This is a genomic window from Herbidospora cretacea, from assembly GCF_001570605.1.
Taxonomy (GTDB): Bacteria; Actinomycetota; Actinomycetes; order Streptosporangiales; family Streptosporangiaceae; genus Herbidospora; species Herbidospora cretacea.
In genome coordinates, this window is the sequence record NZ_BBXG01000011.1 from 1 (window position 1) to 24,992 (window position 24,992).

Below are 24,992 nucleotides of genomic sequence, written 5' to 3' on the forward strand. Positions count from 1 at the left end.
CCGTTGAGGGCGGCAGGCCCACGATCGGGCCCAGGCGGGCCGGGCCGAGTTTGCGGGTGGCGCGCAGCTGGCAGACCTGGGTCTCGACCTCCGCCGGGGTGCGATGCGGTGTAGTGCGGGGGCGGCTGGAGCGGTCATGGAGACCAGAGGGCCCTTCCTGCCGCCAGCGGCGCACCCATTTGTGGGCGGTGGCGCGGGAGATGCCCATCTCGGCCGCCACGTGGGCCACCGGCCGTCCGGATTGGACCCGATCGATGAGCAGTTGGCGGCCATACACGGTCAGCCGGGCGTTACGGTGGGGCACGAAGACCTCCGGTGGGCGGTTCCTAGACAGCTCCACCACACCGGAGGTCTTCGCTATTGATCAACCCCTGCAGTCAACAACGTTCGTGGTCAATACATCTAGTCGACGATCACGTCCCACTCCAGCTCACCCTTGACCACCGTGGGCTTCCAGTAGCCGACCTGGCCGCCCTTCTCCAGCGCGTCGGCGGTGAGCCGGAGGAGCTCCAGGTACGAGCGGATCTCGCGGCCTCCCGGCGTGAAGCTCATCGAGCCCTCATGGTCGGTGTCGCCGACGTCCCCCACGACCGAGTCGATGACGAGATGGTCGCCGCCCAGACTGGCCGCGAAGGGGATCATGCGGCCGTCCCACCAGTCGAACCGGTCGTCGTAGTTCATGGTGTCGATCTCACACAGCGTCTTCCAGTTCGACGCCATCCCGGCCACCGGCAGGAGTTCGCCGCCGAGGATGCCGAACCCCCACGCCTTACGGCTGGTGACGCTGCCGTCGTGCCGCAGCAGCGAGGCCTTCAGATCGTCGGGGAACCGCAGGCCCATATTCGCCTCGGCGGCCGCGATCCTCTTCGGGGTGGCGGGCCCGGCGAGGGTGGCGCGGGTCTTGGGCGCGTTGGCCGCGAGCCACCGCTCGATCCGCCGCCACTGGTGATCGACCAGCCGGGTGGTCCTCTTCGCGGGCGCGGCGACCACTGGCCGTCTCTTCGGGGGTAAGCAGTCGGCGTCCCGCTCGTCGACCGGCTCACTGACCGGTTCACTGACCGGTTCACTGACCGGGGCGGGGAAGGACTCGTTCTCCAGATACGCCGGGCCCGGGTCCCTGAACTCGTCGATCCCGGCCCAGTCGACCTCGACCTCTTCGACGGGGACACTTGAGTCGACGTCGGGCTTGTCGAAGACGGCGTACACGACCGCCTGCCCGAGAACGGCCACGACGGTCAGCGCCACCCCGGCGACCGCCCAGCGCGGCCACGGCCCGCGCGGCTTCCGGGGCACCCGCTCGCCCCGCATGCGGGCGAAGTCCTCCTCGGTGGGCCGCCCGAGAACCGGAACGGGAGGCCACTCCGGGATCTCCGGCTCCGCGGATTGCGCCACGACTGGTTCCGGGTGTCGACGCCATAAGAAGAACACAGTGGCCACGGCCGTCGCGACCGTGACCAAGAAGATGATTAACGCCTGGGGCGTGAGAAATCGCCGCACGCCCGGCAGGCTATACCGGGCGACGATCTCCAAAACCCTAATACCTGTGGCCGGGCCACCGCGGGTCCTCGTAACGCGCCGGATCCGGCAGGCCCAGCAGCCTCACCCGATCGAGCAGTTCCCCGGAGGCGCCGGCCCTCCGGAGCCGGGCCGGGGCGTGGCGCAGGACCCAGGCCGTCAGCTCGACGCGTTTGTCCTCCTCGTCGTCCCAGCTCTCCCAGGGCAGCTGGTCCCCGAGGAGGGCGTACTCCCAGGACGCCACCGCTTCGGCCAGGTGCCGGTCGGCCACGTCATGCGTCTGCCTCTCCCATACCTGGAGCCACGGGCTCAGCGTGCCGGAGGCCTCGACACAGACGGTGAGGACGTCGTGGGCGGGCATCCCCGGATCCGGGTCGCCCAGCGTGCACGCCCACCAGACGCGCAGGAAGTCCCCCACCGCCGCGCCCTCCTCGGCGGGCCGCTCGTGCCAGTCGCCCCGATCCAGGCAACGCCCGGCCTGGCCCATTCCGAACCACGGCTCGACCCGGCCATGGACGAGGGCGACGGTGAACTGGGGCAGGATGCGGCGCAGCACGGCCCCGGGGTCGTCCCAGTCGCCCGCCCGCCAGGTGCGCTGGAGGAGGTCGTGGTCCAGCTCCACGTCAGGCACCTTCAGCAGGGCGAGCTCTTCCGCGCTCCCCCAGTGACACTCGCAGTTGCTCTCGTCGGGACGGGCGGTCGCGCCGCGGAAGGTGACGGCCACCTGGTCGAGCGCGGCGACGAGGTCAGGGTGCATGGGGGCATTGTTCCGGGGGGCGTTCGCCTTCCGGAACGCCACCAGCCGTGAAGGCCACACCTGGTCGTGTGGCCGGCCAGGCGGAGCCGTAACGGAAGAAAGCCTTTGAACCGACTGCGGCGAGGAGTTACGCGGCCATCGCCTCGCGGACGACGCCCTCCTCGCGGGCGTAGCCCTCCAGCATCCCCCGCAACTGCCGCCGCCCCCGGTGCAGCCGCGACATCACCGTCCCGATGGGGGTGCCCATCCGGTCGGCGATCTCTTTGTAGGCGAAGCCCTCGACGTCGGCGAGGTAGACGGCCACCCGGAACTCCTCGGGCAGCGAGCGGAGCGCGTTCATCACGATGTTGTCCGGGAGCGAGTCGAGCGCCTCGTTCTCCGCCGAGCGGAGCCCGGTGGAGGTGTGGGACTCGGCGGCGGCGAGCTGCCAGTCCTCGATCTCCTCGGCCGCCGACAGCTTGGGCGAGCGCTGCTTCTTGCGGTAGTCGTTGATGAAGTTGTTGGTCAGGATGCGGTGCAGCCAGGCCTTGAGGTTGGTGCCCTCGCGGAACTGGTGGTAGGAGGTGAACGCCTTGGTCACCGTCTCCTGCACGAGATCCTCGGCGTCGGCCGGGTTGCGGGTGAGTCGCATGGCGGACGCGTAGAGCTGGCTGGTCACCGGCACGACGTCGCGCTCGAACCAGGCCTGACGCTGCTCGTCGGTCATCGAGATCATGTCATCCCCCCTGCTGAACTCTCCCCCGATTACCCGTCCGCTGTGGCTCCATGCGGGTTCGGCGGATCCCGTCGCTATGGTCTCAACCGGCCCGTAAGTCGGGCGTTAGGCGGTGAATCAGCGAGCGTGGCCTCGGTCACACGCAAGCCGGACAGGTCTCATTAGCGTAACACTGAACCCCCTAACCGGCGTAAAATGTGTCAAACCACACTCACTACAGTGGGCCGCATGAAACACGTGGACCGGCACGACCCCGCGACGCGGACCTGGGTGAACGACGCCATCCGCGCCGTCGAGGCCGACGCGAACCGCAGCTGCGACACCCATCTCCACGTCTTTCCTCTCCCGCCCTCGTGGGGCGTGGACCTCTACCTGAAAGACGAGTCGGTCCACCCGACCGGTTCACTCAAACACCGGCTGGCCCGCTCCCTTTTCCTCTACGGCCTGGCCAACGGCTGGATCGGCCCGGCCACGACGATCATCGAAGCCTCCTCCGGCTCGACGGCGGTCAGCGAGGCGTACTTCGCCCGGCTCCTGGGTCTGCCCTTCATCGCGGTGATCCCAGCCACCACTTCTCCCGAGAAACGGGAGATCATCGAGTTCTACGGCGGCAAGTGCCACCTGGTCGACGACCCCGGGAAGATCTACGAAGAGTCCACGAGACTGGCGGCCGAGACCGGCGGCCACTACATGGACCAGTTCACCTACGCCGAACGGGCCACCGACTGGCGCGGCAACAACAACATCGCCGAGAGCATCTACGAGCAGATGGCGATGGAGCGCTTCCCCGAACCGGCCTGGATCGTCGTCGGCGCCGGCACCGGCGGCACCTCCGCGACGATCGGCCGCTACATCCGCTACCGCCGCCACTCCACCCGCCTGTGCGTGGCAGACCCCGAGGGCTCGGCCTTCTACCCCTCATGGGTGACCGGCGGCTCCCACCCCGGAACCCCGTCGAGGATCGAGGGCATCGGCCGCCCCCGCGTGGAACCGTCGTTCCTCCCGATGATCATCGACCGGATGACCTCGGTCCCTGACGCGACCTCGATCGCCGCCATGCGCTGGGTCAACGAGGTCACCCACCACGAGGTCGGAGCCTCGACCGGCACCAACGTGGCCGCCGCCATCGAGATCATCCGCGAGATGCGCAGCCACGGCGTCCGAGGCAGCGTGGTGACCCTGATCTGCGACAGCGCCACCCGCTACAAGGGCACCTACCTGAAGGACTCCTGGCTCAAGAAGAGCGGCATCGACATCACCCCGGCCCTCGACGACTTCCGCGCCCTGTTCCGCCGCTAGAGCCTGGCATGATCGCCGGATGAGGAAGGCCACCGCCCGCACCTACACCTGGCTCTACCGCGACTCCACCGACGACGCCGGGGACACCTGGCTGGAGGTCGCGTTCGTCCGGGGCCTGTCCCCCGACGAGGCGCTCGCCCGGCTCGCCGGCGAGAAGGAGCTCTACGCGGCCCCCGCCGAGGGCGGCACGGTCGTGTTCTGCGGCGAACTCAGCGAGCACCCGCTCCGCCTGGCTGCCATGGCCTCCGCCGGGACCGCCGCCGCCGTGGTCATGATCACCGTCGGCGACGACCTCTTCGCCTACTACGAAGACGGCAGACTGATCACCAAGTTCAGCCTGTTCTCCTACGACCGCCGCGAGGGCGTCGACCCCGACCGGCTCGGAGCCGAGGTCGAAGACCTGCGCCTCCACCTCACGGGCGAGTCGAACGACTTCCCCAGCGACTACGTGGCCCGCGCGCTCGCACTGGCCGACCGCGCGACGGGAGTGCGGCTCCCGCGCCAGTGAAGATCTTCTTCCGTTACGGCTCCGCCCACCCCAGCCCCGACCGAGGCTCCCGGCGATCGCCACCCCCGGCGCCGACCGGCCGCGCCCGCCTCCGCGCCCAACGCCGTAAAGCCGAACGGTGTTAGGCGTCGCCCAGGAGGGCGTCCACGAAGACCTCGGGGTCGAACGGCGCCAGGTCGTCGGGACCCTCGCCGAGGCCCACCAGCTTCACCGGCACCCCCAGCTCCCGCTGCACCGAGATCACGATGCCGCCCTTGGCCGTCCCGTCGAGCTTGGTCAGCGCGATCCCCGTGATGTTGACGACCTCGCCGAACACCTGCGCCTGCCGCATCCCGTTCTGCCCCGTCGTCGCGTCGAGCACGAGCAGCACCTCGTCAACCTGGGCCTTCTTCTCGATGACCCGCTTGACCTTGCCCAGCTCGTCCATCAGACCGGTCTTCGTGTGGAGCCGCCCGGCGGTGTCGACGATCACCACGTCGGCCTTGTCGGCGATCCCCCGCGACACCGCGTCGAACGCCACCGACGCCGGGTCACCCGCCTCCGGACCCCGGACCACCGGAGCCCCGACCCGGTCCCCCCACGTCTGGAGCTGGTCGGCGGCGGCGGCACGGAAGGTGTCGGCCGCGCCCAGCACCACGGTCTTGCCGTCGCCGATCAGCGAGCGGGCCAGCTTGCCGGTCGTGGTCGTCTTCCCCGTCCCGTTCACCCCGACGACCAGCAGGACCGCCGGGCGCGCACCGGGCGCGGACGTGTGGAGGGTCCGGTCGAGGCCCGGGTCGATCTGGGTGAGCAACTCGGCCCGGAGCAGGGCACGCACCTCCGACGGGGTGCGGCTGCCCAGAACCTTCACCTTGGTCTTCAGGTCCTCCACCATGGCCCGCGTCGGCGCGACCCCGACATCGGCCGTGATCAGGGTCTCCTCGATCTCGTCCCAGACGTCGTCGTCGAGCCGGTCACGCGACAGCAGTTCCAGCAGCCCCCGGCCCAGCGTCGTCTGCGACCGCGCCAGCCGCGCCCGCAGCCGGATCATCCGCCCCGCCGACGGCGGCGGGACCTCCACCTCGGGAGCCTTGACCAGCTCCTCGGCCGGCGCGGCCGGAGCCGGCGGCGCGAGCGTGTCGACCGCCCCCGCCTCTTCCTCCTCGACCGGCGGCGCGGGGGCCTGCGGGGTCGGGGCCGGCGGCGGCAGGGTCGTCTTCGACCGCGGCCTGACGAGCAGGGCGGTGGTGCCTACGCCCAGCAGAAGGACGACGATGATGATCGCGATGATGCCGATGTACCCATCCACAAAACGTCAGTCTGGCAGAGCTGTGTCAATGGCCGTGCCTCCGGCACGGCGGGCCTGCCGCTCTTGTCCGCTGTCTTCCCTCCTCCGCTCTGGTCGCTGCGCTCCCGGCGCTCCGTCAGTCCAGACACCGGCGCGGCAGGCCGGTCTATGGCCGTGCCTCCGGCACGGCGGGCCTGCCGCTGACGGGCAGGGGGTACCTGCGTGTAGCGGAGACCGGTCTGAGCGTATGAAGTCGCCGGCCCGGCAGCACGAGGACAACGAACGGGGGGCGGTGAACGGAAGCGGGTCGGGGGTGTCACACGGCGATGATCTGCCACTCCTGGTTGGCGCCGCTATTGGTGGTCCATTGGATGACTCGGGCGCCGTCGGCTGTGGAGCCCGCCTCGACGTCGGCGCACAATCCGTTGCCGATGTTGACCAGTCGGTAGTAGCCGCTTGTGGTGGCGGGGACGAGTCTCCACCGCTGGTTCGCGCTGTTGTTGTCGGTCATCTGAACCAGGGCGGTGCCCTGATTGGCGTTCGGGCTGCTGAGGACCTTACCGCTGCCGACACCAGACAGCCGGAACGAGCCGTCGGAGTTCTGCGACATCTGCCAGCGCTGGTTGGCCCCGCCGCTCCACGGCCACTGGACGATGGCGGCGCCGTCGGCGCTGGAGCCGCCGAAGACGTCCAGCACCTTGCCGCTGTTGCGGTTGACCAGGCGGACGACGCCGGTGGACGGGCCGCCGGCCCCCAGGCCGATGGAGATCAGGGTTGTCGTGCCGGCGATGAGTGAGACCTGTCGGGCGTAGCTGCCCACCGGCGAGGTGGCCACGCCTGCACCGGTGGTGATGGACGCGATCCCGCGCCGGCAGATGAGCGTCACGGTCTGGGTGATGTCGGAGATGACGGTGGCGGTGACGGTCCGGGCGCTGAGGTCCCAGGCGAGCGACTGGATCCGGATGCGGTTGCGGCCGCGCACGCCGGTGATCGTGCCCTTGGCCAGCTGATCGGGTAGCGCGGGCAGCAACTCCAGGATGCCGGGCCTGGTGTAGATCAACGCCTCGGCGAGAATCGCGGGCAGCGAATTGGCGGCATCGGCGTTGTAGATCGCCAAATTCGGGTTGTGGGAGGTCATCAACGACCGGAAGATCATGTTGTTGCCCAGGATCTTCCGCAGGTTGCCGTACACACCGGCGCCGTCCTTGAGCCGGGCCCGGGCGAGGCTGCGGTGGATGGCGCCGTGGGCCTCTCCTGACTCGTCTCCTCGCAGGTCCAGGGCGCGGCTCGCGTAGCGGATCAGGTCGGGCTTGTCCTCGGGGTTGATCTCATGCAGCGGCCAGAGGGGGTACATGTGCTGTACGTGACGGTGGTTGTACCGGTCGGCCAGGCTGGGCCACGACCATTCCGCGAGTGCCCCGTCGCCGTTGATTCGATAATCGGGCATCTTGGCCAGCAAGGCGGTCCAGCGTTGCACGCCTTGGCCTGAGCCCTGTTCGGTGCCGAGGGCGTTGGCGGCTTCGATGGCGGCCTGCAGCGCGTGCTTACCTGCGGCGATCTCCCCGGTCGCATTGATCGACAGTTGCCGGCCCGTGTTGCCGGGGCTGTTCTCCATGGAGAAGCACGGCACGAAGATGACCTTGCCGTTGGCGTCGGTGCGGGTGAGGAAGTCCTCGTAGAACAACGCGAGCTCGATCAGAACGGGAGCGAGCTTGGTGCGGTAGAAGGTGGCGTCACCGGTGACCTGGTAGTACTCGAGAAGCGGATAGAGCAGCCAGTCGGCGCCGCCGATCCAGGTGTGGCCGGGAAATCCGCCATCGAAATGCAGCATCTTGCCGTACTCACCGTCGGTCCGGGAAGGAGCGAGCAGGCCGCGAGTGCCGTAGAGGTTCCTGGCGTTGATGCGCCAGTCGTTGATCTGGCCGAGGATCAGGGTGAAGTAGCCGTCCATGGCTTCGGTGAGGGACAGGATGTTGCCGCCGGCGACCTGGAAGTTGACGTTGGCGTCGGTGGTGAAGTCGCCGGCCCACGCCGCGTCCCATGCGCCCGTCCACAAGCCAGTCAGCCGTGGCGGCAGGACGCCGCTGGAACTGAGGAACAGGTAACGGCCGGAGTCGTACATCCGCTCCAGTAACGCGAGGTCGATGACATTGCGGTTGGAATTTTGCCGCGCGATCAGCTCACTGGTCGACAGTTGCCTGTCGGCGGCGCTGACGCTCAGGTCGAGGCGTGAACGGTCGTACAGTTCGGCGTGCAGGGCGGTATGCCTCGTGAGCGACGTCGCGTAGTCGGCGCTGAGCGCGGCCAGGGCCGTGTGCAACGGTTTGGCGTCCCACGCGGTGGACGAGTCGTAGCGATCGAGTTTGGTCAGCAGTAAGAGCTTGGTCGCCGCTGCCACGACGATGGCCGACCCGCTCACCCGTACCGAACCGCCGGTCGCGACCACCCGGGTGACGCCCTCATAGCCGAACGCCCCCTGCCCTGTCGGGTATCTGCCCCGCAGGTTCAAGTAGCCCTCACCGTTGCTGACCGTGGCCGAAGTGGTGAAACCGACGGACCCCGGCACACCGCTCAGGGCTGTGTTGACACTCAGGGTGGTGTCGATCGTCCGGCCCGGCGCGGCAGTGAGTTCGTGGACGATCACCCGGTCGGCTCGGGAGGCGAAAGCCCGCCGGGTCCACGTGCCGTAATTGTCGGTCCACGTCGAGGTGACCTCACCGGTCCTGAAATCGGTGATCCGGGCGTAATTACTGGCCGTCGTCATTCCCGGGGTGCTGATCTGCAGCTCATAGCCCGGATGGAAGGTCTGGGTCCAGCGCAGCGACCAACCGGAGGTGAAGTCGCCGGTCGCACCGTTGAAATCACCGGCGAGCGCCTTGTTCCTGACCCCCGCCAACCGGTCCGACAGCACCGGCGGAGTCACGTTACGGGTGCCGTTGGGCAGCACGAACCGATGATGTGTGAAGATCACCTTCTCCAGGGTGGGCGCGCCGTAGAACATGGCCCCGTACTCACCGTTGCCGGTCAAGAAGGCATCGGCCCAATTCGTTGCGGCGGCCGTGTCGTAGATGCCGCGCTGCGGCAGCGTCACCTGTGGCGGTACGGCGGCGGCCACCCGGCCAACGAAGATCACCGAAGGCAGCGCGGCAGCACCGACGGTCGCCGCCGTGGTGGCGATGAAGCGTCGACGGTTCAGCGGCATGTTCATCCAGTCTCCTGGTGGCGAGGTGGGGGTGACGGTTGCCGCTTATGTCGCTACCGGTCCATCGCCCCGGTCGGGACCACCGTTTGACGAGACACCCTGAGATGGGGGCATGTGGCTGAAGGCCACCTCTGGGCGTAAGAGCACAATCGGTTTGCCAACGGCAACATTCGCGAAACGTATGACGTCTCATGTATGACGTCAAGAGTCACCGTGAGCACTGTGCGAGGATGATCGGCCGCCTGCTCGCCAACCGGAATTGGCTGACCGGGCATCACCGACGTGGCCGTCTTAGGGTCAGGCGTGTTCGCGGAGGCGTTGGCTGACGACCTGGGTGACGCCGTCGCCGCGCATCGAGACGCCGTAGAGGGCGTCGGCGATCTCCATCGTGCGCTTCTGGTGGGTGATGACGATGAGCTGGGAGCTCTGCCGCAGTTCCTCGAAGAGGGTCAGGAGGCGTTGGGTGTTGGTGTCGTCGAGGGCGGCCTCGACCTCGTCCATCACGTAGAAGGGGGAGGGGCGGGCCTTGAAGATGGCGACCAGGAAGGCCACCGCCGTCAGCGACCGTTCGCCGCCTGACAGCAGGGACAACCGCTTGACCTTCTTGCCCGGCGGGCGGGCCTCGACCTCGACGCCGGTGGTGAGCATGTCGGTGGGGTCGGTCAGCAGCAGGCGGCCCTCGCCGCCCGGGAAGACCCGCTCGAAGATGGTCGAGAACTCGCGCTGGACGTCCTCATAAGCTGCGGAGAACACCTGCTCGACCCGGTCGTCGACCTCCTTCACGACCAGCAGCAGGTCGCGGCGGGTCTTCTTGAGGTCTTCGAGCTGCGAGGTGAGGAACGTGTGGCGCTCCTCCAGGGCGGCGAACTCCTCCAGGGCCAGCGGGTTGACCTTGCCGAGCTGCTGCATCTGCTTGTCGGCGACGCGGGCCCGCTTCTCCTGCTCCTCGCGCACGTAGGGGACCGGAGGGTCTCCGGGGACGAGCGCCTTCGGGCCGTATTCGGTGGACAGGGCCTCCAGTTCGACGCCGTACTCCTCCAGCGCGCGCTCCTCCAGCTGTTCGAGGCGCATGCGCTGTTCGGTGCGGGCCATCTCGCTGCCGTGGGCGCGGTTGACCAGCTTGTCGAGCTCCGAGCCCAGCTCGCGGACCCGGACGCGGACCGTCTTGAGCTCGGCGTCGACGGCCTCCCGGGCGACCGCGAGCTCGTCGCGCTCGGCGGCGGCCCGCATGATCGAGGCCTCCAGCGAGTGGAGGGCCACCCGTGCGGCCACGACCACGCTCGCGGCGACCTGGGCCTGCCGGCGGCGCCTGGCCCGCTGGGCGGCGGCCTGGGCGCGGTCGTCGCGTTCGCGCTGGGCGGCGCGCATGAGGCCGTCGGCCCGGCCGGCGATGCCGCGCACCCGCTCCTCGGCGGTGCGGACGGTCAGGCGGGCCTCCATCTCGGCCTGGCGGGTGACGCCGACCGTCGCGGCCAGCCGGTCGCGCTCCTCGGTGGTGGGCTCGGACTCCAGCTCGGCGGCGAACTCGGCCTCGGCGAGGCGCTCCTCCAGCGTGAGGGCCTCCTCGCGGGCCAGTTCGCGGCCCTCCTCGGCGAACTCCACCGACTTCCTGCCGCGCTCGGCCTCGTCGAGGGCGGCCTTGACGTTGGCCTCCAGGCGGGCGAGCTGCTTGGCGGCGTCGGCTAGGCGCTGGTCGGCGGCGCGCTGGCGGCCCCGGGCCCGGTCGAGGGCCGACTGGGCCTGGTCGAGACCGGAGCGGGCGGTGTTCACGCCGTTCTGCGCGGCGGCCTGCTGGGCCTGCGCCTCGGCCACGGCCCCTTGAGCCGTCTCCATGGCCTCGTGGGCCGACTCCTCGCTGAAAAGGGCCTCCTCCAGGGCGAGAGCGGTCTCCTCGGCCCCTTCCCCGGCGAGTTCGAGGTCGCGGGTGGCCTGGTCGAGCGCCGCCCGGACCTGGAGGACCGACCCGCCGCCCGAGCCGCCTTGGGCGGTGAACGCCCCCAGGAGGTCGCCGTCGCGGGTGACCGCCTTGAGGTCGGGGCGCGACTCGACGATCTTGCGGGCGGCTTCGAGGTCGGGGGCGACGACGACCCCGTACAGCAGATGTTCAAGGGCGGGCCGCAGCCCGGCCGGGACCTCGACCAGGTCGGCGGCCCACTCGAACGAACCCTCGGGCCTCGCCACGGCGGGGGCGTCGCCGACGACCACCGACGTGCGGCCGGTCTCCTTGGCGCGCAGCAGTTCGACCGCGTCGACGGCCGCGCCGAAGGACGCCACGGTGACCGACTCGGCCAGCGGCCCCAGCACGGCCGCGATGGCGGTCTCCGCGCCTCGGAGCACGCTCATCACGGCGGCCAGCGGGGGGTGACCGTCGTCGGCCAGCAGGGCGGTGCCGTCGGCGCCCCCGGCCAGGCTGAGCTCCAGCGCCTCGCGGCGGGCCTGGAGGGCGGTGACGGCCTTCTGGGCGTCCTGATCCGCCGTACGGGCCCGGGAGACCCCCGATGACGCGGCGGACAGGGCCGCGCGGGGGCCGGCCAGCGCGGCGCGGGCCTCATCGACCTTGGCCTTGGCCTCCTCGGCGACCTCGCGGGCCGCCTCGACCTGGGCCCGGGCCAGCTCGACGCCCTCCTCGGCGGCGGCCAGCTCGGCGAGCACCTCGGGATCGGTGGCGGGCTCGGCGGCGGCCTGCGCCTCCAGTTCGCCCTGCGCCTGGACGGCGCGCTCCCCGGCCTGCCGGACGGCGGCCTCCAGACGGCCGATCTCGTCGTCGGCGGCGCGCACCCGGCCACGGGCGGAGTCGGCCTGGCCGCGCAGCCGGGCGAGGGCCTCACGGCGGTCGGCGGCGGCGCGGGCCGCGATCGACAGCCGGCGCTCCTCTCCCGTCAGCGCCTCCTCGGCCTCGGCGCGCGCGTCGACGGCCGCCTCCAGGCGCATCTGGGCCTCGTCGAGGGCCTCCTGGAGCACCCGTTCCTTCTCGCGGACCTCGGCGGCCTCGCGCTCGAACTCCTCGGGGTCGCGCCCCCGCCGCTCGATCGCCGCGGCGTCGGTGGCGTGGCGCTCCCGCTCGGCCGCGAGGCTCTCCACCGACCGCAGGCGCTCCCGGAGCGCGGAAAGTGCGTAAAAGGTCTCCTGGGCGACAGTCAACCGTGGCTGCGCCTCGGCGGCGGCGGCCTCCAGGGCGGCCTCGCGCTCCTGGGACTCGTTGAGCTCCCGCTCGACCTGCGAGCGCCGGTTCTGCACGGCCGCCTCGTCGGCCGCCTCGCGCTCCAGCGTGTCGCGCAGGGAGACCACGTCGTCGGCGAGCAGCCGCAGGCGGGCGTCGCGCAGGTCGGCCTGGATGACGGCGGCCTTGCGGGCGATCTCGGCCTGGCGGCCCAGCGGCTTGAGCTGGCGGCGCAGCTCGGTCGCGAGGTCCTGGACGCGGGTGAGGTTGGCCTGCATCGCGTCGAGCTTGCGGAGCGCCTTCTCCTTGCGCTTGCGGTGCTTGAGGACGCCCGCGGCCTCCTCGATGAAGGCGCGGCGGTCCTCGGGACCGGCGTGGAGGACCTGGTCGAGCTGGCCCTGACCGACGATGACGTGCATCTCCCGGCCGATGCCGGAGTCGGAGAGGAGCTCCTGGATGTCGAGCAGACGGCAGGTGTCGCCGTTGATGGCGTATTCGCTCTGGCCCGAGCGGAACATGAGGCGGCTGATCGTCACCTCGGCGTATTCGATGGGCAGCGCGCCGTCGGTGTTGTCGATCGTGAGCGTCACCTCGGCACGGCCGAGGGGCGGCCGGGAGGAGGTGCCCGCGAAGATCACGTCTTCCATCTTGCCGCCGCGCAGCGACTTGGCGCTGTGCTCGCCCATGACCCAGGCCAGAGCGTCGACGACGTTGGACTTCCCCGACCCGTTGGGCCCGACCACACAGGTGATGCCGGGCTCGAACTGCAGCTTCGTGGCCGACGCGAAGGACTTGAAGCCGCGCAGGGTGAGGGTCTTCAGGTACACCTCATGTGCCCCTCCCTGCGCCGACAGTACCGGGGAAGACTACCGGAACCGTGGTCGGGGCACGGGAAATGACGAGGGACGCCCCGTTGAGGCGCCCCTTGCAATTAGTTTCGTGAAAACCCGGTCTCTCAGGTGAGAGCCGGCTCGCGATCCTGCAGCCTTGCCAGGTCTTCGTCACGAGTTTGCGCCGCTAGGGCCTCGTTCTGTTCCTGGAGTCGGGTGAGTTCTGCCTCAAGATCACGGATGCGCTGCTGGAGGCGACGCATTTCCGAGACCATTCGAGGATCAGGACCGCCGACGTGGCCGAGTAGAGCCTTAGCCATGGTTAAGGGTCCTCCACGCTGAGTGACCAGACTGGTTCGCGCACTTCAAGCCGCGGGAGGGGTGCGCGTGGTTCTTGTCCAAGAGTCGCACCGGCTGCGAAGTCGGTCAAGTTGAACGCCTCGTAAGGATCAGCCGTTGGACACTGTCGACATGTAAATATACCTCATTTGGGCGGTTTAGGGGAAGGGCTACCGCTCCACAAAGCCCTCCAAACCCCCCTTGACGTCCGACCAGCGCTCCGAGACTCCTAAGACATGTCCGGGCGTGTCAGGGCTTCTCAGGCGCTCCAGGAGGCGCTCACAGGCCTCTCTGGGCCCCTCGGCCACCACTTCCACCCGGCCGTCGGCCAGGTTGAGCGCCCAGCCCGCGAGCCCGAGTTCCAGCGCCCTCGCCCGCGTCCACCAGCGGAAACCCACGCCCTGGACGCGTCCGCGCACCCAGGCGGTGAGCCTCACCACCGCCCGTTCCTCGGACGTGGCTGACACACGGGGCAGGAGTAGCTGCTGCGGTTCATGAAGGCGTCTCTCCGGATCGGCGTGCCACATCTCGGGCAGGGTTCGTCGCGGCGGCCGTACACGCTGAGTGATCGGTCGAAATAGCCAGACTCGCCGTTCACGTTCACATACAGGCTGTCGAAGGACGTACCCCCTTCGCCGAGGGCCTCGGTCATGACGGCACGGGCGGCGGCAAGGAGTTCGGAGATCTTCGGCCGGGTCAGCGTCTCGGTGGCGCGGGCCCAGTGGAGTCTCGCCCGCCAGAGGGCCTCGTCGGCGTAAATGTTCCCCACCCCGCTGATCAGGCTCTGGTCGAGAAGTGCCCTTTTTATCCCTGTTTTCCGTAGCCGAAGCTTGACCGCGAACGCCGCGTCGTCGAACGCCTCTTCGAGCGGGTCAGGGGCGATGTGCGCGATCGGCGACGGGACGGTCCGGCTCCCGCTGAAAATCAGCGGAGTGACCATCAGGTGACCGAACGTCCGCTGATCGACGAAGCGCATCTCCGGCCCGTCGTCGGCGAAGGTCACCCGCACCCGGAGGTGCTTCTCGTCGGGCGCGCCCTTGGGGAGCATGAGCATCTGGCCGCTCATCCCCAGATGGGCCATCAGCGCCGCGCCGTCGTCGAGCGGCAGCCACAGGTACTTGCCGCGCCGGTCGGCCGACTCGATCGTGCGGCCCTTGAGCTGGTCGGGCAGCACGCCCTCCTGCCGGCGGACCGCACGCGAGTGGAGCACCTCGGCCGACTCGATCGTCCGGCCCGAGACCCAGACGTCGAGGCCGCGCCGGACGACCTCGACCTCCGGCAGCTCAGGCATCAGACGGTGGCCTGTCCCGCCGCCGTGGCGGCCGCGGCCTCACGGGCGTCGCGCATGGCGCGGATGGCCGTCCAGGCGGCCTCGGCGGCCTGCTGCTCGGCCTCCTTCTTCGACCGGCCCGCGCCGGTGCCGTAGTCCTGCCCGCCGACGCGGACGGTCGCCACGAACGACTTCGCGTGGTCGGGGCCCGACTCCTCGACGTGGTATTCGGGCACGCCGAGCACCTCGGAGGCGGTCAGCTCCTGCAGCGAGGTCTTCCAGTCGAGCCCGGCGCCCAGCGAGGCCGACCGCTTGATCAGCGGGTCGAACAGCGTGTGGACGACCCGGAACGCCTCGTCGAGGCCCTTGTCGACGTAGACCGTGCCGATCAGGGCCTCCAGCGTGTCGGCCAGGATCGACGACTTGTCACGCCCGCCGGTGCCCTCCTCGCCCCGGCCCAGCCGCAGGTAGCGGCCCATGCCGAGCGAGCGGGCGACGTCGGCCAGCGCCCGCATGTTGACCACGGCGGCCCGCAGCTTGGCGAGCTGCCCCTCGGGCAGGTCGGGATGGTCGCGGTAGAGCGTGTCGGTGACCACGAGACCCAGCACCGAGTCGCCGAGGAACTCCAGGCGCTCGTTGGTGGGCAGGCCGCCGTTCTCGTAGGCGTAGGAGCGGTGGGTCAGGGCGCGTTCCAGGATGCCCAGGTCGAGCCGGACGTCGAGCACACCCTCAAGCTCGTCCCGGACCACTTCGACGGCGACGGGCTTACCGATCATCGAGTTCCTCCTCGTGCATGGCGAACAGCCGGCACGGTGGCAGGAGTGAACTTCTGGCGAAGCCCCGAAGGCGTGGTGGACGCCGGGTTGAACCCGGCGTCCACCACGACCGCGGGCACAGCCGCCGCCGCGCGCAGTGGAGCCGCGCCGTGTGACGCGTCTGTGGAGCAAAATAACGCCGACCGGGGTCGTTTGACGATCCCGGTCGGCGATGGAGTCACGCCGGTCGAGTCACACCGGGTCAGGCGTTGGGCTCGATGACCTGGCGGCGGTTGTAGGTGCCGCACTCGCCACAAGCCATGTGGGGGCGCTTGGGGGAGCGGCACTGGGGGCAGCTCACGAGCGCGACAGCGCTGGTCTTCCACTGGGACCTGCGGGCGCGCGTGTTGGCCCGCGACATCTTCCTCTTGGGAACGGCCACGTCAGGCCTCCTGATCGTCTTCGTCGTTGTTGGAAACCAGGCCCCGCAGTGATGCCCAGCGGGGATCGAGCGTCTCGTGGCGGTGGTCGGGACCGGCCTCGGCCAGTCTGACCCCGCACTCCGCGCAGAGACCGGTGCAGTCGTCGCTGCACACCGGGCTCAGCGGCAGTGCGAGCACCACCGCGTCACGGAAGGTCGGCTCAAGATCCAGCAGCTCGCCGTCGAGGATCTGGTCGTCCTCTCCGGCGTCTTCCGCCGTGTAGAAGAAAAGCTCCTGGAAGTCGACCTCGACATCCGAGGTCAGGGGTTCCAGGCAGCGCGAGCACTCTCCCGTGAGAGGGGCCAGCGCCGTGCCCGTGACGAGCACGCCTTCCATCACTGCTTCGAGCCGGAGATCCAGCTCGACGTCGGCGTCTTTGGGGACACCGATCAAGCCGACCGCGACATCCGCCGGAGCCGGGAGAACGGGTTTCATCGTGCGCATCGACCCCGGGCGGCGCCCGAGGTCATGGGTCGAAATCACCCATGGAGCGCGTGGGTCGAGGGTGTGCACTTTCATCCTGGTCTCTTAGGCATGGCGAATGAACGCCGTCGTGCAAGGCCGAAACGCAAGAATACCAGCCCGCCGAAGGGCTCAGCCGCGCACGCGTTCTACCAGCAGCTCAAGCACGAGATCGGGCACCAGGCCCGACACGTCGCCGCCGTAGCGGGCGATCTCCTTCAGCCTGCTGGAGGACAGGAAGGAGTATTCGGGGTTGGTCGACATGAACAGCGTCTCGACCCCCGACATGCGGTAGTTGAGCTGCGCCATCTGGAGCTCGTAGTCGAAGTCGCTGACCGCGCGCAGCCCCTTGACGATCGTGGGGATGCCCTGCTGCCGGGCGAAGTCGACCAGGAGGCCGTGGAACTTCTCGACCCGGACGTTGCCGTACTCCTTGGTCACCGCCTGGAGCATGTCGATGCGCTCCTCGACGGTGAACAGGCTCTTCTTCTCGATGTTGATCAGGACTGCGACGACGACCTCGTCGTACAGCCGTGACGTGCGGCCAATGATGTCCAGGTGGCCATTCGTCACGGGATCGAAAGATCCGGGGCAGACGACCCTGCGCACAACAACCCCCTCAATCGGCCTGGTTGGCGTGACCGTACCAAACGGTCGCTTCACCGTAACGACGGGCCCTGGCCTCCTCATAGCCGGGGGGCCATCGCAGATCATTCCCTCTGGTCTCGCGTTCGACCGCGACGAGCGCCCCGTCGGCGAGCCACCCGTTCTCCCTGAGCTGGACCAGCATCTTCTCGACCACGTCGTCGGAGACCGCGTAGGGCGGGTCGGCGAACACGAAGTCGTAGGGCTCGCCCTCGCACGGGCGCGCGACCAGCCGCTCGACCCGGTCGGCCACCACGACCGCGCCCGGCAGGCCCAGCGCGGCGACATTGGCCCTGATCGTGCGCAGCGCCTTGGCGTCGGACTCGACGAGCAGCGCGTGGCCCGACCCCCGGCTGAGCGATTCGAGCCCGACGGCGCCCGACCCGGCGTAGAGGTCGGCCACCCGTTCCGGCACGCCGGCGAGCGACCCGACGGTCGAGAAGATGCCCTCACGGGCGCGGTCGCTGGTGGGCCGGGTTCCCTTGCCGGGCGGGACCTCGATCCGCCTGCCACCGGCGATTCCGGCGATGAGACGCGTCACGCGCCCATTCTCCCGGAGATCCGGAAGGGAAACTCTCGGTAATGCCTGGCGAAGGAACGGCCAGGGTCGTTCCGTTCACGCCCGGTGACCTGCACTATGAATCTGCGGCCTTCAAGGTGACCCAGGGGAAGGCCGGCCGGCGTGATCGTGAGCCCTTCCGCACGCCGGCGCCCTCGGCACCTGACCCGAGGGTGGGCCCAGCCGGGGACGGCATTCGGGGGGAGGCCGTCCCATGGCTGGGCCCTGGGTCATTTCTATGACCCAGGGCCACCGGCCCGGCAGCCCCCGGTACGGATCGCTCCCGTATCTCCGCCATTTCGCAACCAAGCGCTGTCTCTTGAATGCCTGAAAAGCCTTCCTTCCGTTACGGCTCCGCCCACCCCGGCCCCGCCGCCCGCGTCCGCACCGCCCCGTAACCGGCGCTCACCACCCGCTCCCGCCCCTCACCGCGACGTCGGTGATGTCCGGCGATGTCTTTCAGCCGGATTCCCGTTCACGGCGCCATTTTCACGGCGCCATTTTCACGGTGCGATTCTCACGGTGCGATGACGCCGATGGTCCAGCTCTGGCGGCACCGGGAACCCCCGGCGGTGGTGTCGCACCCCTCGACGGCGAAACGCAGATGGTCCTCCCACGGCAGGCCGTATTTCACCTGTCCTCCGGTGCCGCCGCGCACGGTCGCCTGGAACCACTTTCCGGGAATGTTGGTGTATTCGCCACGCACGAGAAACTTGTCGTAGGAGAACGGATTCGTCGGCCCCCAGTTGAAATGCACGTGGACGCCGACGCGCCACGCCGCCACCACCATGGTGGACCCCTGAGAAGGCGACCAGGCGATCTGTCCCCGGCCGAACGTCTGCCGCCGCCCGACCCACACGCTGTTCCGGTAGACGTCGTATTCCGGCCTTTCGGCGCACCCGAAGGTGGCGGCCCCGCCGAGCCGCGCATAGCGCTCCCCGATCAGCCCGTAGGGCGCGACCGGGCACCCGGCGCCGGCCGACGCGGCGGGCGCGACGCCCGCGAAGGCGATGACCATCGCCACGAGAATGAACCTGTACACGATTCCTCAGAATCGACGGGAAACGTCATTCCCGGCAGGGTGGTATCCCTCTAGGTCTTCTCCAGGTATTCCGCGCGTTCCCCGGCCGCCAGCGCGTCGAGTTCCGCCTTCAGCGACGGGTGGTTCTCCAGATCCGGATCGTGGGACAGCAGGTTCTGCGCCTCCTCGCGGGCGGCGGCGATCACGTCTTCGTCGCGGAGGAGCTGGAGCATCCGCAGCGACGACTTGCGCCCCGACTGGGCCGCGCCCAGCACGTCGCCCTCGCGGCGCTGTTCCAGGTCGACGCGGGAGAGCTCGAAACCGTCGAGCGTGCTCGCCACCGCGTCGAGGCGCTCGCGGGCGGGGGTGCCCGGCATGGTCTCGCTGACCAGCAGGCACAGCCCCGGCAGGCCTCCCCGGCCGACCCGGCCGCGGAGCTGGTGGAGCTGGGAGACGCCGAAGCGGTCGGCGTCCATGATGATCATCACTGAGGAGTTCGGCACGTCGACGCCGACCTCGATGACCGTCGTGGCCACCAGGACGTCGATCTCGCCCCGGGTGAAGGCCCGCATGATCGCGTCCTTCTCCTCGGGCGGCAGCTTGCCGTGGAGGACCTCGACGCGCAGCCCGGCCAGCGGCCCGGAGGCCAGCATCTCGGCCACGTCGAGGACCGCCAGGGGCGGGCGGCGCTCGTCGGCGTCCTTGGTCAGGTCGCCCTCGTCGCCCTCCAGGTCGCCGATGCGCGGGCAGACGATGTAGGCCTGGCGGCCCAGCCCGACCTCCTCGCGCACCCGCTCCCACGTCCGCTCCAGGTAGTGGGGCTTCTCGGCGGCGGGGACCACGTGGGTCGTGATCGGCGCGCGGCCCGAGGGGAGCTGGGACAGCGTCGAGACCTCCAGGTCGCCGAAGACCGTCATGGCGACCGTCCGGGGAATCGGGGTGGCCGTCATGACCAGCACATGCGGACGCCCGGACGACGACTTCTCCCGCAGCGCGTCGCGCTGCTCGACGCCGAACCGGTGCTGCTCGTCGACGACGACCAGCCCCAGGTCGGCGAACTGGACCTTGTCCTGCAGCAGCGCGTGGGTGCCGACCACGATCCCGGCCGCGCCGGACGCCGCGTCGAGCAGGTTCTGCCGCCGCGCGGCGGCGCCCATCGAGCCCGTCAGCAGCGCCACCGAGGTGCCGCCGAACATGCCGCCGCCCGCCAGGTCGCCGAGCATCGCGGAGATCGAGCGGTGGTGCTGCTGGGCCAGGACCTCGGTGGGGGCCAGCAGCGCGGCCTGCCCGCCCGAGTCGGCGACCTGGAGCATCGCGCGCAGGGCCACCACGGTCTTGCCCGCGCCCACCTCGCCCTGGAGCAGGCGGTGCATCGGGTGGTCGCGGCCGAGGTCGGCGGCGATCTCCTCCCCCACGGTCCGCTGGCCCTCGGTGAGCTCGAACGGCAGCCTCCCGTCGAACCCGTCGAGCAGGCCGTCGGCGCTGCCGGGCCTCGGCCGGGCCGGGAGGGCGTCGGCGGCCATGCGGCGGCGGACCAGGACCGCCTGGAGGTTGAAGGCCTCGTCGAACTTGAGCCGGTTGCGGGCGCGGGCGATGTCGCCCTGGTCGCGCGGCCGGTGGATCAGGGTCAGCGCCTCGGCCAGGCCGATCAGGTTGTGGCGCCCGCGCAGGTCGGCGGGGAGCGGGTCGTCGAGGGACAGGGTGTCGAGGATCAGCCGGACCGCGCGCCCGATCTTCCAGCTCGCCAGGCTCTGGGCCGACGGGTAGATCGGCACGGGCGCGGTGGCGAACTCCTCGCTCGTCTCCTCGTCGTCGGTGACGTAGTCGGGGTGGGTGAGCGAGCGCCGTTTCGCCCCCTTCGGGGAGACGAAGACGTTGACCTTCCCGGAGAAGGTCGCCTCGGTGCCCGGCAGCAGCCGCTGCTCGGCCACGAACGCGCCCTTGCCGAAGAAGGCCAGGTGGATGCGGTCTTTGCCGTCGGTGACCTCGACGTCGAGCCAGGTGCCCTGCCGGTTCTTCATCGGCCGCCGCTGCACCGCCGACACCCGGCCCCGGACGGTGGCGATCTCGTCGTGTTCCAGCGAGGCGATCGAGGTCAGCTCACCCCGCTCGGCATAGCGCCGCGGGTAGTGGCGCAGCAGCTCACCGACGGTGGCGACGCCGAGGGCGCTTTCGAGCGGCGCGGCGGTCTTGTCGCCGACCACCCGCTTCAACGGCTCGTCGAACCTGGTCACGACACCCAGTTCTACCGCGCCCGGCCGACAGATTTCACTCGACACCGATGAGCAGCGGATATCCGCCCTGCCCGCCCGCGTAGGTGACGACCTCGACGTCCGGCCGCTCGGCGGCCAGTTCCCTCCGCACGGCCTCGGCCAGCCCCTCCCCCGTCTCTCCGCCCGTGACCAGCGTGACCAGCTCGCTGGAGGCCGAGGTCAGCCGCCGGACCACCTCCCTGGTCACCTCGCCGAGCTCCGCGCCGATCAGGGCGACGTCCCCGTCGACGACCCCGAGCACGTCGCCCGGACGGCACACCCCCGCCGACGTGAACGCCTCCCGGTTGGCCACCCACACGTGCCCGTGCCGGGTGTGCGCGGCGGCCTCGGCCATGGCCAGCACGTCGTCGTCGAACCGCCGGGCGGCGTCGTGCACCGCCAGCGCCGCCAGGCCCTGCACCGACGCGAGCGTCGGGAGCACGCTGACCGACGCGCCCTCCTCGCGGGCGATCTCGGCGGCGGCGGCCGCGACGGCCCGGGTCCCGCCGTCGTTGGGCAGCACCGCCACCTCCGACCCCGCCTCCCGGATCGCCGCCAGCAGCGCCGCCAGCGGCGGCGACGACCCCGGCTCCCGGGTCACCACCACGGCCCCGGCCTGCCGGAACAGCGCGCCGAGCCCGTCTCCGGCGGCGACCGCGACGACCCCGCGCCCACCGGTGACGTGGGCCCGGCCGCCGAGATAGGTGACCCTGATCCGGTGCGGCCGTCCGGCCGCCAGGCCCGCCTCGATCGCCGCCCCGGCGTCGGCGACGTGGACGTGCACGTTCCAGAGCCCGTCGCCGCCCACGATCACCAGCGAGTCGCCCAGGGCGTCGAGATCCCGCCTGAGGGCGTCGACCGAGGGGGCGTCCAGGAGGTACATGACCTCGTAGCCCTCCGAGGGGCTCTCCGAGAGGTCCACCGGGCGGGCCGGCGCGGGCACCTCGTGGCGGCTGTGGACGCCCGTGACGACGTCAACGAGAGATTCCAGGATGATCACCAGCCCGGCCGCGCCCGCGTCGACGACCCCGTTCCTGGCCAGCACCTCCAGCTGACCCGTGGTCCTGGCCAGCGCCTTCCTGGCCTCCTCCGCCGCCCGCGCGGCGATCACCGCCAGGTCGCCCGGCAGGTCGCGGACCGCCGAGGCGGCCGTGGCCAGCACGCTCAGCACCGTCCCCTCGACCGGCCGGGACACCGCCGCCCTGGCGAGTTCGGCCGCCCTGGCCAGGCCGGTCCTCAGGTCGCCGGCGCCGCGGAGCACCTCGGCCAGCCCGCGCAGCGCCTGGCTGACGATCACCCCGGAGTTGCCGCGCGCCCCCAGGAGCGCGCCGTGCGCGAAGGCCCGCCACGCGGTCTCGCGGTCGGCGGCCGGGGGCAGCGCGTCGAGGGCGTCGGCCGCCGCCAGCAGGGTCAGATGGAGGTTGGTGCCGGTGTCGCCGTCGGGGATCGGGAAGACGTTCAGCGCGTCGATGTCGCCCCGGGCCGCGCCGAGCGCGTCGGCCGAGCGGCGCGCCCACGCCCGGAGTGCCTGCGTGTCCAGCACGTCCAGCATGGGTGATCCCTTCGTTTAACATGCATTGGCCGACATCGGCTATCCTCATATGGCCAGCCGTTCGGCCTGGCCTTTCTGCCCGAAACGACCGGGCTCTCTGATTCCTTGAAGGAGCGATGACCGTGGCTTCCGTCTGCGACGTCTGCGCTAAGAAGCCGATTTTCGGCAACAACGTCTCCCACTCGCACCGCCGAACCCGCCGCAACTGGAAGCCCAACATCCAGACCGTGCGCGCGACGGTCAACGGGACGCCGAAGCGGCTGAACGTGTGCACCTCCTGCATCAAGGCCGGGAAGGTCACCCGCTAGACCTGTCGAAAAAGGCCCGCCCTCTCCCGGGCGGGCCTTTTCGTGTTCCCCTACTGCACCACGTCGAGAGGCCGCCACTGCCAGGCGTGGTCGACCGGACCGATGCCCGCCCCGAGGGCGAACCCGTTGGCGATGGCACCCGTCACGTAGTCCTTGGCCAGCCTGACCGCGTCGGGCACGTCCTCACCGTGGGCGAGGTGCGAGGCGATGGCCGAGGCGAGCGTGCAGCCGGTGCCGTGGGTGTGGTCGTTGTCGTGGCGTTCGGCGCTGTAGCGGTATTCCGTTTTCCCGTCGGTCAGCAGGTCGACCGGCTCCCCGGGCAGGTGGCCGCCCTTGATCAGCGCCCACTTCGGCCCCAGGGCCAAGACGGCCTGCGCCGCCGCCATCATCTGCTCCTCGGCCTCGATCCTCAGGCCGGTGAGCTGCTCGACCTCCCACAGGTTGGGCGTCACCACGGTGGCCAGCGGCAGCAGCCGCGCCTTCAACACGCCCACCGCCGCCGGTTCGAGCAGCGGATCACCGTGTTTGGACACCCCCACCGGGTCGACCACGATCGGCGCGCCGACCCCCGCCAGCACCTCGGCGACCGTCTCGACCAGCACGGGCGAGGCCAGCATGCCGGTCTTGACCGCGTCGACGCCGATGTCGGAGAGCACCGAGTCGAGCTGCGCCCGCACCGCCTCGGGCGGCAGCTCCCAGTAGCCCTGCACGCCCAGGGAGTTCTGCGCGGTGACCGCGGCGAGCACGCTCATGCCGTGTACGCCGTTGGCCAGCATCGTCTTCAGGTCGGCCTGGATCCCGGCGCCACCGCCGGAATCGGAGCCCGCGATCGTCAGCACACGCGGTGGGGTCATGCCGCCATCCAATCAGGCGCTACCCCGGGTTGAACCCGAGCCCCGGCTGAGCCGGCCCGGGATCGAGGTCGACCTCCACGGGAGGCGGCTCGGGCGTGGGCGTGGTCGGCTTGGGCTTCGGGCTCGGCTTGGGCTTGGTGACCACCGGCTGCGGGTGGGGCCGCGAGGTGGCCTGCGCCGACTCGGTGACCTTCGGCGAAGGGCTCGGCGAGGGCTTCTCCGGCGTCGGGGACGGCGGCGGCGTGGGCGCCTCGCTGGGCGTGGGCACCACGACGAGCTCGGTCCCGCCGGAGGTCAGCCGGATCCCGGCGACGGTGAGGCAGACCGCCGCGACGACCGCCACCCCGGAGATCACCGCCATCCGCCGCGACCGGGCGAGCGTGGTCGTCTGCCGGTTGCGCCGCCGCCGTCCCGGCCGGGGACCGGCGGGCTCGGGCGTCTCGCCGCCGGCGGGGTCGCCCTCGCCGTCGGGCCACCGGTAGCTGAGCTGCGCGGTGACCGGCGCTCCCGGGAGCGGTCCCGCGGAGGGTTCGCGCGCGGCCCGCACCGGAGCCGTGATCGGCCCGGTCGCGGGATCGTAGGCGGCCTGCGGACCGGTCCCGATCGGACCGGTGAAAGGACCGGTGGCCGCATCGCCCGCCGCGTTCGCCGGGGGAAGAAGGACAGGCCCCGTGAAAGGTCCGGTCGGACCGTCGACCGGGACACCGGGAACCGGGCCCGTGAAAGGACCTGTCGAGGGATCACCCGCGGCCGGCTGAACCGGTGGGGTCGGCCCTTGGGCCGCGAACGCGCCCGTCGAGGGGACGCCGGGACCCGCCAGCGGATCGGCGGCGATCGGCCCGGTGGCGGGGTCGCCCAGCGGATCGACAGGCCTGACCTGCGCCGGGGACGCGAACGCCCCCGTCGACGGCGGGCCGAGCACCGGCCCGGTCATCGGCCCGGTGGGGAGCTGGCCGGTGGAGGAGGAGGTCAGCGGGAGGATCGGCGGAGGCCCGCCGGGGACCTGCGTCGGTCCCGTGAACGGCCCGGTGGAGGCCTCGCCCGGCGGGTCGGTCACCGGCCCGGGAGGAGCTTGGACGGGGGCGGCGAGGGGACCTGAGGGCAGGTGATCACCTGGGTTCGGATGCGGCGCGGCCGGCGCCGGATCTGTCATCGGGCCGCCGGCCTCCTCGACCGTCGGCATGGGAACCGTGGTTTTCTTGACCGGGGTCGTGGCCGTACGTCCGGCCCGGTGGCGCCC

Annotated in this window: 23 protein-coding genes; 3 read left to right on the plus strand and 20 right to left on the minus strand. The window is 70.5% G+C overall.

Features of this window, described 5'->3' with window-relative positions:
* The 4 genes from AW270_RS22060 to AW270_RS22075 all read right to left on the minus strand — a co-directional run.
* Window positions 1–304: helix-turn-helix domain-containing protein (locus AW270_RS22060; RefSeq protein WP_157522393.1), on the minus strand; the 304-nt coding region annotated here is incomplete at its 3' end.
* Between the two features lie 98 nt (window positions 305–402).
* Window positions 403–1,392, minus strand: coding sequence for an SMI1/KNR4 family protein (locus AW270_RS22065; protein ID WP_157522396.1), 990 nt, complete (start codon window positions 1,390–1,392; stop codon window positions 403–405).
* Window positions 1,393–1,534: 142 nt separating this feature from the next.
* On the minus strand, window positions 1,535–2,272 hold the full coding sequence (locus tag AW270_RS22070; RefSeq protein ID WP_061297034.1) for a hypothetical protein: 738 nt from the start codon (window positions 2,270–2,272) through the stop codon (window positions 1,535–1,537).
* 127 nt (window positions 2,273–2,399) lie between these two features.
* Window positions 2,400–2,987, minus strand: coding sequence for a sigma-70 family RNA polymerase sigma factor (locus AW270_RS22075; RefSeq protein WP_061297035.1), 588 nt, complete (start codon window positions 2,985–2,987; stop codon window positions 2,400–2,402).
* Between the two features lie 228 nt (window positions 2,988–3,215).
* On the opposite strand from AW270_RS22075, the gene AW270_RS22080 reads away from it, so the two are divergent.
* Both AW270_RS22080 and AW270_RS22085 read left to right on the plus strand, forming a co-directional pair.
* Window positions 3,216–4,286 carry a PLP-dependent cysteine synthase family protein gene (locus AW270_RS22080; protein WP_061297036.1) on the plus strand — a complete coding sequence of 357 codons (1,071 nt, stop codon included), beginning with the start codon at window positions 3,216–3,218 and terminating at the stop codon, window positions 4,284–4,286.
* 19 nt (window positions 4,287–4,305) lie between these two features.
* Entirely contained in the window at window positions 4,306–4,794 is a 489-nt protein-coding gene (locus AW270_RS22085; RefSeq protein WP_061297037.1) for a DUF6461 domain-containing protein, read from the plus strand.
* 121 nt (window positions 4,795–4,915) lie between these two features.
* Here AW270_RS22085 and ftsY read toward each other — a convergent pair whose 3' ends face one another.
* From ftsY to AW270_RS22155, 14 genes are all read right to left on the minus strand, one after another.
* Window positions 4,916–6,082, minus strand: a complete 1,167-nt coding sequence (ftsY, locus tag AW270_RS22090) for a signal recognition particle-docking protein FtsY (protein WP_061297038.1) — start codon at window positions 6,080–6,082, stop codon at window positions 4,916–4,918.
* Between the two features lie 295 nt (window positions 6,083–6,377).
* A complete protein-coding gene (locus AW270_RS22095; protein ID WP_061297039.1) occupies window positions 6,378–9,269 on the minus strand; it encodes a glycosyl hydrolase family 95 catalytic domain-containing protein in 2,892 nt (963 codons plus the stop codon).
* A 291-nt stretch (window positions 9,270–9,560) separates the two neighbouring features.
* The gene (locus AW270_RS22100; RefSeq protein ID WP_061297040.1) at window positions 9,561–13,250 is read right to left on the minus strand and encodes an AAA family ATPase; all 3,690 of its coding nucleotides are present in this window, start codon (window positions 13,248–13,250) and stop codon (window positions 9,561–9,563) included.
* Between the two features lie 128 nt (window positions 13,251–13,378).
* Window positions 13,379–13,573 (minus strand): hypothetical protein, encoded by a 195-nt coding sequence (locus tag AW270_RS41365; protein WP_061297041.1) that lies wholly within the window; start codon window positions 13,571–13,573, stop codon window positions 13,379–13,381.
* Between the two features lie 189 nt (window positions 13,574–13,762).
* Window positions 13,763–14,032: an acylphosphatase gene (locus AW270_RS22110; protein ID WP_245674800.1), complete on the minus strand. Its 270-nt coding sequence runs from the start codon at window positions 14,030–14,032 to the stop codon at window positions 13,763–13,765.
* Complete coding sequence (gene mutM / locus AW270_RS22115; protein WP_061297043.1) at window positions 14,026–14,883, minus strand: bifunctional DNA-formamidopyrimidine glycosylase/DNA-(apurinic or apyrimidinic site) lyase; 858 nt, start codon at window positions 14,881–14,883, stop codon at window positions 14,026–14,028. Before mutM ends, AW270_RS22110 begins: the two co-directional genes overlap by 7 nt.
* Window positions 14,883–15,638 carry a ribonuclease III gene (rnc, locus tag AW270_RS22120; protein ID WP_061297044.1) on the minus strand — a complete coding sequence of 252 codons (756 nt, stop codon included), beginning with the start codon at window positions 15,636–15,638 and terminating at the stop codon, window positions 14,883–14,885. The genes mutM and rnc overlap by 1 nt, the downstream gene beginning before the upstream one ends.
* A gap of 241 nt (window positions 15,639–15,879) precedes the next feature.
* Window positions 15,880–16,059, minus strand: coding sequence for a 50S ribosomal protein L32 (rpmF, locus tag AW270_RS22125; RefSeq protein ID WP_030456611.1), 180 nt, complete (start codon window positions 16,057–16,059; stop codon window positions 15,880–15,882).
* A 1-nt stretch (window position 16,060) separates the two neighbouring features.
* A complete protein-coding gene (locus AW270_RS22130; RefSeq protein ID WP_061297045.1) occupies window positions 16,061–16,618 on the minus strand; it encodes a YceD family protein in 558 nt (185 codons plus the stop codon).
* 75 nt (window positions 16,619–16,693) lie between these two features.
* A complete protein-coding gene (gene coaD / locus AW270_RS22135; protein ID WP_061297046.1) occupies window positions 16,694–17,170 on the minus strand; it encodes a pantetheine-phosphate adenylyltransferase in 477 nt (158 codons plus the stop codon).
* A gap of 10 nt (window positions 17,171–17,180) precedes the next feature.
* The gene (gene rsmD, locus AW270_RS22140) at window positions 17,181–17,747 is read right to left on the minus strand and encodes a 16S rRNA (guanine(966)-N(2))-methyltransferase RsmD (protein WP_061297047.1); all 567 of its coding nucleotides are present in this window, start codon (window positions 17,745–17,747) and stop codon (window positions 17,181–17,183) included.
* Between the two features lie 535 nt (window positions 17,748–18,282).
* On the minus strand, window positions 18,283–18,783 hold the full coding sequence (locus AW270_RS22145) for a hypothetical protein (protein ID WP_157522399.1): 501 nt from the start codon (window positions 18,781–18,783) through the stop codon (window positions 18,283–18,285).
* Window positions 18,784–18,857: 74 nt separating this feature from the next.
* On the minus strand, window positions 18,858–21,020 hold the full coding sequence (recG, locus tag AW270_RS22150) for an ATP-dependent DNA helicase RecG (protein WP_061297049.1): 2,163 nt from the start codon (window positions 21,018–21,020) through the stop codon (window positions 18,858–18,860).
* A gap of 34 nt (window positions 21,021–21,054) precedes the next feature.
* Complete coding sequence (locus AW270_RS22155; protein WP_061297050.1) at window positions 21,055–22,590, minus strand: DAK2 domain-containing protein; 1,536 nt, start codon at window positions 22,588–22,590, stop codon at window positions 21,055–21,057.
* 122 nt (window positions 22,591–22,712) lie between these two features.
* Between AW270_RS22155 and rpmB the strand changes: the two genes are divergently transcribed.
* Entirely contained in the window at window positions 22,713–22,898 is a 186-nt protein-coding gene (gene rpmB, locus AW270_RS22160) for a 50S ribosomal protein L28 (protein WP_030456605.1), read from the plus strand.
* 50 nt (window positions 22,899–22,948) lie between these two features.
* Here the strand turns inward: rpmB and thiD are convergent, their stop codons facing one another.
* Window positions 22,949–23,752 carry a bifunctional hydroxymethylpyrimidine kinase/phosphomethylpyrimidine kinase gene (gene thiD, locus AW270_RS22165; RefSeq protein ID WP_061297051.1) on the minus strand — a complete coding sequence of 268 codons (804 nt, stop codon included), beginning with the start codon at window positions 23,750–23,752 and terminating at the stop codon, window positions 22,949–22,951.
* 19 nt (window positions 23,753–23,771) lie between these two features.
* Entirely contained in the window at window positions 23,772–24,905 is a 1,134-nt protein-coding gene (locus AW270_RS22170; RefSeq protein WP_169807353.1) for a hypothetical protein, read from the minus strand.
* Between the last annotated feature and the right edge of the window lie 87 nt (window positions 24,906–24,992).